Raw genomic sequence first — 13,783 nt, 5'->3', positions numbered from 1 at the left:
TCCCCCCCCCACCGGGCGACTCCCTCCCCCCCCCCCTCCCTCTGCTCCCCCCCCCCCCCCCCCTCCTGGGCCGGTTCCGTCAGTCCCTCGGGGTGCGGCGACAGGCGTCCGCCGCGACGGTGGCGGCGATTCGTCGTACCAGCTTCATAGTGATCAAATCGTCTCGGGTGGCATGGAGTTGGCGGGATGACGGGAGCATGATCCGCCCACGATCCCCGGCCCGGGACATGCATACCGGACCGCGCGCCGTGCCCGTCCGGACGCCGCGCCGACACCCGACCAAGATCACCCGAAGACGAGGAGGGAGGGTCGTGCCGGGCCCGCCGACCACCGTGGTGGCAGGATGGCGGCATGGAACGAGTAGTGGGCATCGGCGGGTACTTCCTGCGGGCCGCCGACCCCGCGGCGCTGGGCGCCTGGTACCGCGACTGTCTGGGGCTGGACGCCGACGAACACGGCCTGTGGCGCCAGGAGCCCGGGCCGACGGTCTTCGCGGCCTTCGAGTCCGGGACCGACTACTTCGGCTCCCGCACCCAGCGGACCATGCTCAACTTCCGCGTCCGCGACCTGGGCGCGATGCTTGCCCAACTGCGTGCCCGGGGGGCGGACGTGGCCGAGGAGACCCAGGAGATGGCGGGCGTCGGCCGGTTCGGCTGGGTCACCGACCCCGAGGGCAACCGGATCGAGCTCTGGCAGCCCGCCTGACCGGGCCGAGCCGCGGCGGGCCGGGGTGATCATCTCCCCATCCCGGCACCGGAGATGAGGGTTCTCTGAGGGTGCTTTCTCGGGGACAACCCCGATGCCGGACCCGGCCGTCGGGCCCGAGACTCGGTGCATGCGCATCACACGGGCCGGCTGGGCCGTCATGACGGTGCTCTCCACCCTCATCGTCGCCGTCTCCGCCAAGTACCTCAGCTTCGATCCGGCGGTCTTCATCGAGCAGCAGCGCGCCACCTACCTGAGTCACGAAGTGCCGCTCTACATCCACATATTCGGCGCGCTCGCCGCTCTGCTGGTGGGGCCGTGGCAGTTCTCCCGCCGCCTGCGGAACCGCCGCCCGCGCCTGCACCGCCGCATCGGCGTCACCTACCTGATCGGCTGCCTGGTCGGCGGGGCGGGCGCGCTGCTGATGGCGCCCGTCGCGTACGGCGGCGCGGTCTCCGGGACCGGCTTCGCCTGCCTGGCCGTCGCCTGGCTGGTGACCGGCGGCGCCGGGCTGCGGGCGATCCTCGACGGGCGGGTGGTCGACCACCGCCGCTGGATGGTCCGCAGCTTCGCGCTCACCTTCGCCGCCGTCACCCTGCGGCTCATGCTGACCGTCGCCATGGCCGCGCACCTGGACTTCCGCACCTCCTACACCGCCATCGCCTGGCTGTGCTGGGTGCCCAACCTGCTGCTGGCCTGCTGGTTCACCCGCCGCCGCCCCGCCGCCGGGGCGCCGGCGTGACCGGTGCCCGGACCCGGGCGCGGACGTGGGCGCGGACGTCAGTGGTGGGGGTGCGGCCCGGGGTGCGGACGATGCGCAGGGCGTGGCGCCGGCCGATGACGCGGGCCGAGGCATCGAACTGGCGGAACCGGCCGAGGTGACGGCTGCTCATGTTTCCGCTGCTGGACCGTCGTTGACCGAACCGGGGAGTGCGGCCCCCGTTAGCCCGGCCGGGCAGCGGGGTTCCTCCGCCCGGGTAGCGGATGCCTTCCCCGGCGGCGGACCAGGGTGGTTCGGGTACGGATCGGGGTCGAGGCGGGGAACGGCCCGCCGTCGACACAGCCCGACCCCACACCCCAGGAGGCCGCCGTGGCCCGTACGAAGCCCCTCGTCCTGACCGCCCTGACCGCCTTCAGCGTCCTGGCCGCGAGTGCCGCCGTCGCCTTCGCCGACGGCAAGCCCGCCGGCAAGCCGGGCGTCGTGGTGCCCCACGACGAGGCCGCCGCCGACCCCGCGCTGCTGTCCGCGCACAACCAGGTCTTCGGCGACTTCGTCGACGTGGCCCCGGGCGGCAACGGGTTCGCCACCGTGACCTGCCCGTCCGGCCAGGTGCCCACCGGTGGCGGCGGCCAGACCAGCGCCTTCCGGATCTTCTTCACCGACTCCTACCCGAGCGGCAGCTCCTGGGTCGTGCGCGGCACCAACACCGGTACCGCGACGGAGTCGATCCTGGCGACCGCCGTCTGCACCGTCCCCTGACCCTCGGGGTGAACGGCCCGGGTCCGGCGTTCGGGCCCGGGCCGCCGCATGTCCCGCGCGCCGGGGTCACGGTGCCGGCGGGGCGACCTCGTCGGAGGGCCGCTTCGGCGCCGGCCGCAGCCCGAGGTCGGAGACCGGCCCGAGGTGGCCGAGCTTGTCCGGGTTGGACACGGAGTGGACGGCCCGCACCGCGCCGTCGGCGTCGATGTCCAGCACGATGACGCCGGCCACGCGCTGCTCGGCGTCGTACACCACCGCGCCCGGGCGGCCGTTGACCCGGGCCGGGACGAGGCGCGCGCCCAGGAGCAGGACGCGGCGCAGGCCGCCGACGAGCAGCCGGGCGACGCGGAGCGGCTCGGTGACCGAGCGTGCCAGCGCGCGGGCCTTGCCGCCGCCGTCGCCCCGGACCACCACGTCGGGGGCGAGCATGCCGAGCAGCGCGTCCAGGTCCCCGCCCTCGGCGGCCTCGAAGAAGCGGCGGGCCAGCTCCTCGCCCTGCGCGCGGTGGGCCGGGGCCGGCAGGACGGGGCCGTCCTCGGCCGCGGCCAGGCGCTTGCGGGCGCGGGAGAGGATCTGCCGGCAGTTCGCCTCGCTCCGGCCGACCGTCTCCGCCACCTCCGGGTAGCCGTACCCGAACGCCTCGCGCAGCGTGAACACCGCGCGCTCGACGGGGGAGAGGGCCTCCAGCAGCACCAGGAACGCCATCGACAGGGTGTCCGCCAGCTCGGCGTGCTCGGCCGGGCCGGGGTGCCCGGCGGTGGTCACGACCGGCTCGGGCAGCCACTCGCCGACATAGGTCTCGCGCCGCACCCGCGCGGACCTCAGGTGGTTGATGCCCAGGCGGGTGACGGTCGTGGTCAGGTACGCCTTCGGGTCGGCGATCGCGGTGCCGGCCCGGTCGGCACGGGCGAGGCCGAGGAAGGTGTCCTGGACGAGGTCCTCGGCGTCGCCGACCGAACCCGTCATCCCGTAGGCGATGGAGAACAGCAGCGGCCGGTACCCGGCCGCGCCCGCCACATCCGTCGAACTCACCCCGGACGCCCCCTGTCCCGATCGTGGCCAGCAGGCTACCCGAGGCCCGCCGCGGACCGCGGGCGGGTGGTGTGGCGCAGGTCACGGCGGGCGGGCGGCGCGGGGATGTCACAAAACGGCGGGCTGTCCTGTCTTCAAGGGCAGCAACGGGACCACCGACCGAGGAGCACACCATGGAACCCCGCCTGAACCCCTTCGCCAGCCCCGTCATGGGCAAGGTCTTCAAGCACCTGATCGCCGCCAACAAGCCCGTCGCCGAGTCGAGCCTGCCGTACACCGTCCAGGAGCTGGTGCGGCTGCGCGCCAGCCAGATCAACGGCTGCGGCGCCTGCATCGACATGCACTTCAAGGAGGCCGTGCACGCCGGGGAGGACCCGGTGCGCCTCAACCTGGTCGCCGCCTGGCGGGAGGCCACCGTGTTCACCGACGCCGAGCGCGCCGCGCTGGAACTCGCCGAGGAGGGCACCCGGCTCGCGGACGCCGCGGGCGGGGTGAGCGACGAGGTGTGGGCGAACGCCGCCAAGCACTACGACGAGGAGCAGCTCGCCGCGCTGGTCTGCGTGATCGCGATCATCAACGCCTTCAACCGGGCCAATGTGATGCTCCGCCAGCCCGGCGGCGGCTACGAGGTCGGCATGTACCAGCACTGACCGGCCCGGGGCACGAGGAGAGGGGGACGCCGTGAACGTCGCGCTGTGGATCGTCGCCGGGCTGCTGGCCGCCGTCTACCTGGTGGGCGGCGCGTTCAAGATGCTCGCGCCGAAGGAGAGGATCGCCGCCACCGGGGCCGCCGGCCGCTGGGTGGAGGACTTCACCGAGGGAGGGGTGAAGGCCATCGGCGCGGTCGAGGTGCTGGCGGCGGCCGGGCTGGTCCTGCCCGCCGTGCTCGGCATCGCGCCGGTGTTCGTGCCGCTGGCGGCCGTCGGACTGGTGCTGCTGATGGCCGGTGCGGCGGCCGTGCGGGTGCGCCGTCGGGAGTACCGGCTGGTGGCGGTGGACGCGGTCTACATCCTGCTGGCCGCCTTCGTCGCCTGGGGCCGCCTCGGGCCCGAGTCCTTCCTCAACTGACCTGCCGGGAAGGTCCGGTGGGAGGACCGGGGCCGCTCGACGGTACGGCCGCCGCGAGGGCGCGGCGCCGCGCCGCCGGGCGGCCCCGGCGGCCGTTCACCGGTCGCCCGGACCGGGCGGGTGCCGGTGGCCTACCATGTCCCACTGATGATCATCTCGTGGCCGCACCCGGTGTACGGGGAGCGGGCCGAAGGGGGACGGGTATGGAGATCGGGCTCGCGGACACCATCCGGGCGCTTCGGCAGGAGCTCGCCACCGCGATGGCCGACGGCGAGGGCTCGCCGGTGCGGCTGCGCGTCAACTCCGTCAAGCTCGATGTCGAGGTCGCCGTCACCGCCTCGGCCGAGGTCGAGGGCGGGGTCAAGTTCTGGGTGGTCTCCGGCGGGGCCAAGGCCGCCGGCGCCAGGACCGCCACGCACACGGTGTCGCTGGAGCTGACGGCGGAGACCGAGCAGGGCGGTGCGGTGCTGACCAACTCCGAGGCCGGGATCCTGCTGCCCGACTGACGCCGGGCGGGGCCCGGCGGACGGCGGTAGCCGCCACCGGGGAGGCTTTGCGGAACGGTCCGAACGGCGGGTGGGGGACAGGGCATGCGGCGCGGCCCGAACGGCATGCTGGACAGGGTGGTCATGGTCGCCCGACGGGACCGGACGACCGGCCACTCCCTGTTCCATGCCTCGGGCTTCCTGCTCACGAGCGGTCTCGCACTCTCCGTGCGCCACGCCTTCGAGGACGCCGACCGCTACGCCTACGAGGTCCGCCCGGCGGCCGGAACGGCCGGCGGGAGCGGCAAGCCCGTCGCCGTCGACCTGGTGGTCGGCCACCAGGACCCCTCCCTCGACCTGGCCCTGCTGGTGCTGGCCGAGGACCGCGGGGACCTGCCGCCGATCCGGCTCGGCGTCGCGCCCACCCGGCTCGGCCGCATCGCGTTCACCGCGGTCGGCTTCCCGGACTTCGCCATCGACGAGATGCGGCCGACCACCCGGCAGATCAACGGCGACGTGCTGCTCGGCTCCTTCCTGGGCCGCGCCGACCTGGAACTGTCACTGACCTCCCCGCCCCCCGCGACGCCCCCGGCGGCGCCCACCGACCGGCCCGGCCCGGCATCACCGTGGACGGGCTTCTCCGGCGCCGGCGTGTTCACCCGCGACGACGTACTGCTGGGCGTGTGCAGCAGCCACCACACCCGCGGGGGGACCGCGAGCCTGACGGCCACCGGCTTCCAGGGGCTGTCCGAGGACCCCCGCTTCGTCCGCTACCTGCGCGCCCACGACGTCGACCCGGACCCGGTCGCGGTGACCGACCGCGAGGAGCCCGCGCAACGCCTGCGGGAGATCCACAGCCACGACGAGGTCGTCCGCGGCCTGCACGGACGCGAGACCCGCCTCGTGGACGACCGCCTCTCCTTCGTCAGCCCCGGCCCCCACCACGAGGCCCAGCCGCGGAACCTGCTGCGCCGTCTCTCGACACCGGACCCGCGCGGCGTCCTCCTGGTCGGACCGGCCGGCGCGGGAAAGACCCGGACCTGCTTCGAGGTCGCGCGGGCCGCCCATCTCGACGGCTGGCAGGTCCTCCACCTCCAGGCGAACAACTCCGTGACGGTGGACGACCTCTCGCAGGTCGTGCGCGAGGCCGAGCGGCCCCGGGTCCTGCTCGTCCTCGACTCCCTCGACACCTGCGCCCAGCTGGACCCGCGGGCACTCGTCGACGCCCTGCTGCCCGAGGCCAAACGGTGCGGCGTCCACGTCGCGGCGCTCGCCTCGACCCGTCCGGGAGCACGCCACCGGCTCCACCAGCGCGGTGCCGGGCTCCTCTTCGACGAGGTCCTGCTGCGCCAGGACGAGGACCACCGGACCACGGTGATCACCCACATCCTCCGTGAAGTCGCACCGCAGGCGCTCCAGCGGTGGGGGGAGGAGGAACTCGCCCGGGCCTGCGGGCGCCGTCCGGTCATCGCCCTGCTCATCGCCGACGCCCTCGAACGCCGGATCCGCGCCGGCCACCTCGCCCCGGACCTCGCGCGGGTGCGCCCCGGTGAACTGGTCAGCTGGATCCGGGAGGGAATCCGGCAGGACTCCCTGACCCCCGTCGGCACCGGGGACGCGACCGGCCCGCTGGCCACCGCCCTGCCCGACCTCGCCCACCTGGCCTTCGCCACGGCGGTCAGCATCTGCCCGCAGCCCCGCCCGGCCGTGGAGGAGGCGCTCGACGCGCTGCTCGACGCCCACCCCCGCACCGCCGCGGGCGTCATGGGCGGACGGCACGTCACCGACACCCTGGTCTCGCTGGGTTGGATGGACGAGTCCGAGGGCGAACTCCACGTCGTCCACGACATCGTGACGGACGAACTGGTCCTGCACTCCCTCCTGCCGCCACCGGGCTGGAGCATCCACGGCGCATCCGCCGAAACGCTGTTCGACGCCACGTCCCGGCACTCCCGCTCGTTCGCCCTGTTCACCGGCCATCTGCAGCGGCTGGCCTCCGACCTGGACGGGCCGGGAACGGGCCACCGGGCCGGCGCACTGGAGCGCTTCTGCCGGGACTGGGCCACCCGCAACGCCGTCAGGCTGGGACAGCTGCTGGAGCACGCGGGCAGGGACGGCGAGCAGGCGCTGCTCGCCATGACCCTCGACCCGCCCTGGAAGTCCGCGGCCCTGGAGACCTGGGACGCACTGGTCCGCCCCTGGCTGACCCGGGCCGAACTCGACCACGCCGCACGGCCGTTCCTCTCGGCGGCGCTCGGCGATCCGCAGAACGTGCCGCAGCCGCTGATCTCGGCCTCGCTGTCCTGGCTGTCCCGGCGGGCCGGGCAGACCGACGCCGACCACGTCATCCAGGCGCTCCTGGAACGGGACGACCTCTCCTGCGGCCAGGAGCGGCTGGCCGTGGACCACGCCCTGGAGTGGGTCCGCGGACACGCCGGCTGGCGCTCCGCCCCGCTGGTCCTCAAACAGCTGCTCAAGCGGGACCACGACGCACCCACCCGCGGCCGGGTGGTCCAGTGCGCCTTCGACTGGCTGAGCCCGCGCCGCCCGTCCGAGGCGAGCGCCGCCGTCCTGCAGCACCTGCTGACGTACGGGAACCCGGTGGGGGAGCAGCGGGAGGAGGCCGTGCGCCGCACCCTCGCCTGGTTCGCCGACCACCGGGACGCCGCCGGCACCCTGCGGGCCGCGTCGCTCCTGCGCACGCTCCTGAGCCACCCCGCGCTGACGGCGCCCGAGGAGCGCGCGGCGCTCGAACGGGGCCTCGACTGGCTGGCGGAGCACCATGCCGAGGTCCCCACCGCGGGCGCGGTGCTCCGCGTCGTCCTGGAGTGCCACGATCTCACCCCCGACCGGGCGCGGCGGGTGACCCGCTACGTCGAGGTCTGGAGCAGGCTCCATCCCGCCAGCCCGCACCGCAGCCACGTCCTGCGCGTCCTGCTGGCCAGCGAAGGCACCGGCACCGGCGAAGGCACCGGCGCGGGCACCGGACTGCTGCACCAGCTGGCCGGCGATCCCGCCGACCCGGCGGCGGCCGTCGCGCTGCAACGACTGCTCGAACGCCCGCTGACTCCCGAGGAGGCCCGCCCCCTCATCTCCCGGGCGTTCCGGTGGCTGGAGCTGAACGAGACCTCCGCCGACCGCCGGCGCGTCCTCCAGGCCCTGCTGTGGCGGAGGGAGCTGACCGGAGAGCAGCTGACCGAGGTGGCCGATCTGGTGGTGGCGGAGCTCCGCGCCGACCCCGCCCAGCCGGCCCTCCTCGGCTCGCTCCTCGGCCGCCGCACCGGACTGCGGCCCGACCAGGCCCGGTTCGGGATCGACCTCGCGATCGACCTGTGCGCCGCCCACACCACCTTCCACTTCCAGCGGCCGTTCCTGTGCCCGCTCCTGAGGCGGTCGGACCTGACCCCCGAACAGGCCTCCCGGGCGGTGGCGCTGGGACTGGAGCGGCTCTCGGCGAACTTCAGCAACAAGACCCGGGAGATCCTCTGCGCCCTGCTGGAACGGCGGGACCTCTCCCCGGCCCAGCTGTCCCTGCTCCTGCGGCACACGACGGACTGGCTGGCCAGGCGCGGCTCGACGCCGAGGGCCCCCTTCGTCCTGCTGCACCTGCTGGAGCGCGACGACCTGCCGGCCGGGATCGAGCAGGAGGCGCTGCGCAGGGCCCGGGAGGCACTCCTGGCGTACCCGGACGCCCTGCCGGCGGAGCGCCTGCGCGCACGGCTGGCCGGACGCGGCCCGGCCGGGGCCTGAGCGCAGGACACCAGGCCCGGCGGGTCCCGGTGTTGTTCAGCCCAGCACCGCCGCCACCGCGCGCGGCGTCCAGTGCCCGGCCGCGCCCGGGCGGGTGGCGAGGTAGCCGGCCGCGCGCCAGGGGCCCCAGCCGTGGGACTCGGCCAGGCCGGCGGCCAGGGTGCGCAGGTAGGGCGGGGCGGGAGCGTTGAGATCGGCGCCGGCCACGCCCCGGGAGGCGGTGAAGGTCAGCAGCGGGTGGCCGTCCGACTCGCCGACGTGCAGCAGGGTTTCGTAGCGGCCCGGGCCCAGCTCGGCGCGCCCGGTGGCGAGCGCCGGGGCGAGGTCGAGGTCGGCGCCGGGGCTCCGGCGCATCTCCTGGGCGGCGATGTCGCTGAACTGACCGACAGTCACCAGATAGGCGCGGCACGGCACTTCGCCGCCGGCGGCCGGGTCGTAGAAGGCCGAGCCGCCGCCCCAGGTGAGCGAGTGCCCGGCGAAGTAGAGCGTGCCCGGCAGCACGGTGGCCACCGCCCGGCGCGGCGGGCGCGGATCGCGGCAGCCGGGCTGGGTCTGCGCCCCGCCGTCCGGGCGTCCGCCGCGCAGGTAGCAGGCGAGGCGGGCGGCGTGCAGGTTCGAGCCGTACGCCACGTACCAGACGAGCGCGCTCCCGTTGCGGCCGGCGGCGCTGGTCCGCGGCCCCTCGTCCTCGGCGGAATGCCCGGCCGATTCCCGGCCCGAGGGGTCCTTTCCCGGCCCGCTCACAGGACGGAGCCGCGGCGAGGTGTGCGAAAGGGTCCCACACGAAGATGTGAAAACCGTGAACAGTCCGATGATCCGACCAGAACCCCCCGATCCGGTAGCGACCCCCTCGCCACCGGTAGCGTTCCGGACGCCATGGTGTTCATCACCCTTCCCTCTCCCGTCGCGCCGTTCCGGTATTCGGCGATTACTCTTCACCAGCGGAAAAGAGCGAAAACCCGCGAAATGTCATTCGATTCATACCGTTGCTGTTCCCATGCGGCATCGATGATGAGAATTCCCTTTGATCGAACCTTCGCTGCATCCAGCCGACTCCCAGCAGAGTCATGGTGAGTGGGCGCCCTCCCGCAGGTGACAACCGGGTCACCCGGCGTCACACCCGTACACCCGTACACCCGTACGCGCCCCCCAGGACTCCGGAGCCAAGGAAACCCATCCATGGACGCACGCCACGACACGGCCGGCCCAGGCACGCTGCACCGCCCCCACCAGGGCCCCGCGGCCGGCTGGCCGGTGGCCCAGGCCGCCCACCCCCGCAGCCTGCTCGACATCGTCGCCGCCACCGCCGACGCCCACCCCCACGCGCCCGCGCTCGACACCGGCGACACCGTCCTCGACTACCGCGCCCTGCTCCACGAGGTCGACACCCTCGCCGGGCAACTGGCCGGCCACGGCATCGGCCGCGGCGACCGCGTCGGCATCCGCATCCCCTCCGGCACCGCCGACCTCTACATCGCCGTCCTCGCCGTCCTGCGCTGCGGCGCCGCCTACGTCCCCGTCGACGCCGACGACCCCGACGAGCGCGCCGGGATGATCTGGCAGGACGCCGCCGTCTGCGCCGTCCTCGGCCCCGGCCGCGTCCTCCACCCCGGCGCCGCCGCCCGCCCCGGCGGCCGCCCCGCCTGGCCCGGCCCCGCCGACGACGCCTGGATCATCTTCACCTCCGGCACCACCGGCCGCCCCAAGGGCGTCGCCGTCACCCACCGCTCCGCCGCCGCCTTCGTCGACGCCGAGGCCCGCCTCTTCCTCACCCACCGGCCGCTCGGCCCCGGCGACCGCGTCCTCGCCGGCCTCTCCGTGGCCTTCGACGCCTCCTGCGAGGAGATGTGGCTGGCCTGGCGCCACGGCGCCTGCCTCGTCCCCGCCCCCCGCGCCCTGGTCAAGGCCGGCACCGACCTCGGCCCCTGGCTCGTGACCCGGCGCATCACCGCCGTCTCCACCGTCCCCACCCTGCTCGCCCTGTGGCCGCAGGAATGCCTGGACGCCGTCCGCCTGATCATCGTCGGCGGCGAGGCCTGCCCCGCCGAACTCGTCGAACGCCTCGCCGTCGACGGCCGCGAGTTCTGGAACACCTACGGCCCCACCGAGACCACCGTCGTCGCCACCGCCGCCCGCCTGCTCCCCGGCGAGCCCGTACGCATCGGCGCCCCCCTCGACGGCTGGGAGATCGCCGTCGTCGACCGGGCCGGAAACCCCGTCCCCTGGCACGCCAGCGGCGAACTGCTCATCACCGGCGTCGGCACCGCCCGCTACCTCGACCCCGCCAAGGACGCCGAGAAGTTCAGCGCCCACCCCGCCCTCGCCTCACCCCGCGTCTACCGCAGCGGCGACCTCGTGCGCAACGACCCCGAAGGCCTCGTCTTCCTCGGCCGCGCCGACGACCAGGTCAAACTCGGCGGCCGCCGCATCGAACTCGGCGAGATCGACGCCGCCCTCCAGGCCCTGCCCGGCATCCGCGCCGCCGCCGCGGCCGTCCGCAGGACCCCCGCCGGCGCCGACCTGCTCGTCGGCTACCTCGTCGCCCACCCCGGCACCACCCCCGACCTCACCACCGCCCGCCGCCGGCTCCTGGAACACCTGCCCGCCCCGCTGGTGCCCGTCCTCGCCCTCGTCGACTCCCTGCCCACCCGCACCTCCGGCAAGGTCGACCGCGGCGCCCTGCCCTGGCCGCTCGCCACCACCGGCACCGCCCCCGCCGCCCGGGCCCTCGACGGCACCGCCGGCCTGCTCGCCGGCCACTGGGAACGCCTGCTCGGCACCACCCCCGGCCCCGACGACGACTTCTTCGCCCTCGGCGGCTCCAGCCTCACCGCCGCCCGCCTCGTCTCCGAACTGCGCACCCGTCACAACGGCGTCTCCGTCGCCGACCTGTACGCCCACCCCGTCCTCGCCGCCCTCGCCGCCCACCTCGACACCCTCACCCCCACCACCGCACCCGAGGACACGGCCGCCACCACCGCCGTCCGCGGCCGCACCGTACGCCGCACCCCCCGCAGCGCCGGCCTCTGGCAGACCCTCCTGCTCCTCGGCATGTTCTCCCTCGCCGGACTGCGCTGGATCCTCGTCCTGATCGCCCTCGACAACCTCACCGGCAGCAACCTCGCCTGGGCCCCCCACAGCTCCTGGTGGCCCGTCGCCGCCGGCCTGCTCCTCCTCTACAGCGCCCCCGGCCGCACCCTGCTCGCCGCCACCGGCGCCCGCCTGCTCACCGCCGGCATCCGCCCCGGCAGCCACCCCCGCGGCGGCCACGTCCACCTGCGCCTGTGGGCCGCCGAACGCTACACCGCCATGTTCGGCACCGCCGCCCTCGCCGGCACCCCCTGGGCCCCCCGCTACGCCAAGGCCCTCGGCTGCCGCGTCGGCCCCGGCGTCCAACTCCACACCCTGCCCCCCGTCACCGGCCTCGCCCGCCTCGGCGCCCACGCCTGCGTCGAACCCGAAGCCGACCTCGCCGGCTGGTGGCTCGACGGCGACACCCTCCACCTCGGCCGCATCGACATCGGCGAAGGCGCCCGCATCGGCCACCGCGCCACCCTCATGCCCGGCGCCCGCATCGGCGCCCGCGCCGAGATCGCCCCCGGCTCCTGCGTCACCGCCACCACCCCCGTCCCACCCGGCGCACACTGGACCGGCTCCCCGGCCCGCCCCGCCACCGAAGCCCCCGCCGACTGGCCCACCACCCCCGCCCCCGCCCCCCGCCGCTGGAACCTCGCCTACGGCGCCGGCTTCACCGTCCTCGGCCTCGTCCCGATCATCGCCGCCCTGCCCGCCCTGCTCATCGTCTACCCGATGATCGACACCGACGCCACCCTGGCCGGCGCCCTCGTCCAACTCCTGCCCGCCACCGTCCCCCTCGCCGCCCTCACCATCACCTGCTACGCCACCCTCATAGCGCTCCTCGTCCGCCTCCTGTCCCGCCCGCTGCGCCCCGGCTTCCACCCCGCCACCGGCCGCGTCGCCTTCTGCGCCTGGGCCGTCAGCCGCCTCGCCGACACCGCCCGGCGCACCCTCTTCCCCTTCTACGCCAGCCTCTTCACCCCCGTGTGGCTGCGCCTGCTCGGCGCCCGCGTCGGCCGCCGCGTCGAAGCCTCCACCGTGCTCGCCCTGCCCGGCCTGATGCGGGTCGACGACGGCGCCTTCCTCGCCGACGACACCCTCGTCGCCCCCTACGAACTGCGCGGCGGCTGGCTCCACCTCGGCCCCGCCCACGTCGGACGCCGCTCCTTCGTCGGCAACTCCGGCATCGTCGGCCCCGGCCGCCACCTGCCCGACAACTCCCTCGTCGGCGTACTGTCCGACACCCCCGCCCACGCCCCCGAAGGCTCCTCCTGGCTCGGCCGCCCCGCCTTCGCCCTGCCCCGCGTCGCCGACACCGGCACCGAAGGCCGCACCTACGACCCGCCCCGGCGCCTGATGTGGGCGCGCGCCGGCGTCGAGCTCTGCCGGCTGCTGCCGATCGTCCTCGCCGCCCTGCTCGGCGACCTCGTCCTCGCCGCCCTCCAGGAACTGCGCGACGCCTACGGGCTCGGCGCCGCCCTCGGCGCCGCCGGACTCGTCCTGATCGCCGCCGCCGTCACCGCCTGCGCCCTCACCACCGCCGCCAAATGGGTGCTCGTCGGACGCTTCCGCGTCGCCGAACACCCCCTGTGGTCCTCCTTCGTATGGCGCAACGAGCTCTACGACACCTTCGTCGAGGAACTCGCCATGCCCTTCGGCGGCCACACCATCACCGGCACCCCCTACCTGAACGTGTGGCTGCGCAGCCTCGGCGCCCGCATCGGACGCGGCGTGTGGTGCGAGACCCACTGGCTGCCCGAGACCGACCTGGTCACCGTCGAGGCCGGCGCCAGCGTCAACCGCGGCACCGTCCTGCAGACCCACCTCTTCCACGACCGGGTGATGCGCCTGGGCCCCGTCCACCTCGCCGCCGGCTCCACCACCGGCCCGCACTCCATCGTGCTGCTCAACTCCTCCCTCGGCGCCGGCACCACCGTCGGCCCGGCCTCCCTCGTCATGCGCGGCGAGAACGTCCCCGGCGGCGGGCACTGGCTCGGCAACCCCGTCGCCGCCTGGAACGCCGACCCCACCCCGCCCGCCGGACGGCGCCGCCGCCGGGCCGCCGCCGGGGTGTGACGCGGATCACCCAAGCGGGGCGATGAGTTCGCGGTGCGGTCACGGTCCATACCCGTGACCACAGCACCCCCCCCCCCCACACCCAGCGAGACAACACCCACCAACACAA

At 75.0% G+C, this 13,783-nt stretch carries 11 protein-coding genes; 8 read left to right on the top strand and 3 right to left on the bottom strand.

From position 1 onward, the window contains the following. Nucleotides 1-351: 351 nt before the first annotated feature. Both ACFVGO_RS23310 and ACFVGO_RS23305 read left to right on the top strand, forming a co-directional pair. The gene (locus tag ACFVGO_RS23310) at nt 352-705 is read left to right on the top strand and encodes a VOC family protein (RefSeq protein WP_380633813.1); all 354 of its coding nucleotides are present in this window, start codon (nt 352-354) and stop codon (nt 703-705) included. A gap of 130 nt (nt 706-835) precedes the next feature. Continuing rightward, a complete protein-coding gene (locus ACFVGO_RS23305) occupies nt 836-1,447 on the top strand; it encodes a DUF2306 domain-containing protein (protein WP_380633811.1) in 612 nt (203 codons plus the stop codon). Here the strand turns inward: ACFVGO_RS23305 and ACFVGO_RS23300 are convergent. Continuing rightward, a complete protein-coding gene (locus ACFVGO_RS23300) occupies nt 1,410-1,598 on the bottom strand; it encodes a hypothetical protein (RefSeq protein ID WP_380633809.1) in 189 nt (62 codons plus the stop codon). The genes ACFVGO_RS23305 and ACFVGO_RS23300 overlap by 38 nt on opposite strands. 197 nt (nt 1,599-1,795) lie before the next feature. Here ACFVGO_RS23300 and ACFVGO_RS23295 point away from each other — a divergent pair, with 197 nt between their 5' ends. Beyond that, on the top strand, nt 1,796-2,185 hold the full coding sequence (locus ACFVGO_RS23295) for a hypothetical protein (RefSeq protein ID WP_359906637.1): 390 nt from the start codon (nt 1,796-1,798) through the stop codon (nt 2,183-2,185). A 66-nt stretch (nt 2,186-2,251) separates the two neighbouring features. Here ACFVGO_RS23295 and sigJ read toward each other — a convergent pair whose 3' ends face one another. Then, a complete protein-coding gene (gene sigJ, locus ACFVGO_RS23290; RefSeq protein ID WP_380633807.1) occupies nt 2,252-3,217 on the bottom strand; it encodes an RNA polymerase sigma factor SigJ in 966 nt (321 codons plus the stop codon). A 173-nt stretch (nt 3,218-3,390) separates the two neighbouring features. On the opposite strand from sigJ, the gene ACFVGO_RS23285 reads away from it, so the two are divergent. From ACFVGO_RS23285 to ACFVGO_RS23270, 4 genes are all read left to right on the top strand, one after another. After that, nucleotides 3,391-3,867 (top strand): carboxymuconolactone decarboxylase family protein, encoded by a 477-nt coding sequence (locus ACFVGO_RS23285; protein ID WP_359906633.1) that lies wholly within the window; start codon nt 3,391-3,393, stop codon nt 3,865-3,867. 31 nt (nt 3,868-3,898) lie between these two features. Continuing rightward, on the top strand, nt 3,899-4,285 hold the full coding sequence (locus ACFVGO_RS23280; RefSeq protein WP_359906631.1) for a DoxX family protein: 387 nt from the start codon (nt 3,899-3,901) through the stop codon (nt 4,283-4,285). Nucleotides 4,286-4,488: 203 nt separating this feature from the next. Continuing rightward, a complete protein-coding gene (locus tag ACFVGO_RS23275; RefSeq protein ID WP_359906629.1) occupies nt 4,489-4,791 on the top strand; it encodes a trypco2 family protein in 303 nt (100 codons plus the stop codon). A gap of 84 nt (nt 4,792-4,875) precedes the next feature. Continuing rightward, nucleotides 4,876-8,520: a trypsin-like peptidase domain-containing protein gene (locus ACFVGO_RS23270; protein WP_380633804.1), complete on the top strand. Its 3,645-nt coding sequence runs from the start codon at nt 4,876-4,878 to the stop codon at nt 8,518-8,520. A gap of 36 nt (nt 8,521-8,556) precedes the next feature. Here ACFVGO_RS23270 and ACFVGO_RS23265 read toward each other — a convergent pair whose 3' ends face one another. Continuing rightward, nucleotides 8,557-9,264, bottom strand: coding sequence for a histone deacetylase (locus ACFVGO_RS23265; protein ID WP_380633802.1), 708 nt, complete (start codon nt 9,262-9,264; stop codon nt 8,557-8,559). A 435-nt stretch (nt 9,265-9,699) separates the two neighbouring features. Between ACFVGO_RS23265 and ACFVGO_RS23260 the strand changes: the two genes are divergently transcribed. Continuing rightward, complete coding sequence (locus ACFVGO_RS23260; protein ID WP_380633800.1) at nt 9,700-13,674, top strand: Pls/PosA family non-ribosomal peptide synthetase; 3,975 nt, start codon at nt 9,700-9,702, stop codon at nt 13,672-13,674. Nucleotides 13,675-13,783: the final 109 nt, after the last annotated feature.

Source organism: Kitasatospora sp. NPDC057738, from assembly GCF_042798815.1.
GTDB classification, from domain to species: Bacteria; Actinomycetota; Actinomycetes; order Streptomycetales; family Streptomycetaceae; genus Kitasatospora; species Kitasatospora lactacystinica.
The sequence above is the reverse complement of the archived record's forward strand: the minus strand, read 5'-3'. Positions and strand labels throughout refer to the sequence as shown.

Excerpts from the sequence above, each read along its gene's own strand:
- ACFVGO_RS23310 (WP_380633813.1), top strand. The coding sequence starts at position 352 with ATGGAACGAGTAGTGGGCATCGGCGGGTACTTCCTGCGGGCCGCCGAC.
- ACFVGO_RS23305 (WP_380633811.1), top strand. The coding sequence starts at position 836 with ATGCGCATCACACGGGCCGGCTGGGCCGTCATGACGGTGCTCTCCACC.
- ACFVGO_RS23300 (WP_380633809.1), bottom strand. The coding sequence starts at position 1,598 with ATGAGCAGCCGTCACCTCGGCCGGTTCCGCCAGTTCGATGCCTCGGCC.
- ACFVGO_RS23285 (WP_359906633.1), top strand. The coding sequence starts at position 3,391 with ATGGAACCCCGCCTGAACCCCTTCGCCAGCCCCGTCATGGGCAAGGTC.
- ACFVGO_RS23275 (WP_359906629.1), top strand. The coding sequence starts at position 4,489 with ATGGAGATCGGGCTCGCGGACACCATCCGGGCGCTTCGGCAGGAGCTC.
- ACFVGO_RS23270 (WP_380633804.1), top strand. The coding sequence starts at position 4,876 with ATGCGGCGCGGCCCGAACGGCATGCTGGACAGGGTGGTCATGGTCGCC.
- ACFVGO_RS23260 (WP_380633800.1), top strand. The coding sequence starts at position 9,700 with ATGGACGCACGCCACGACACGGCCGGCCCAGGCACGCTGCACCGCCCC.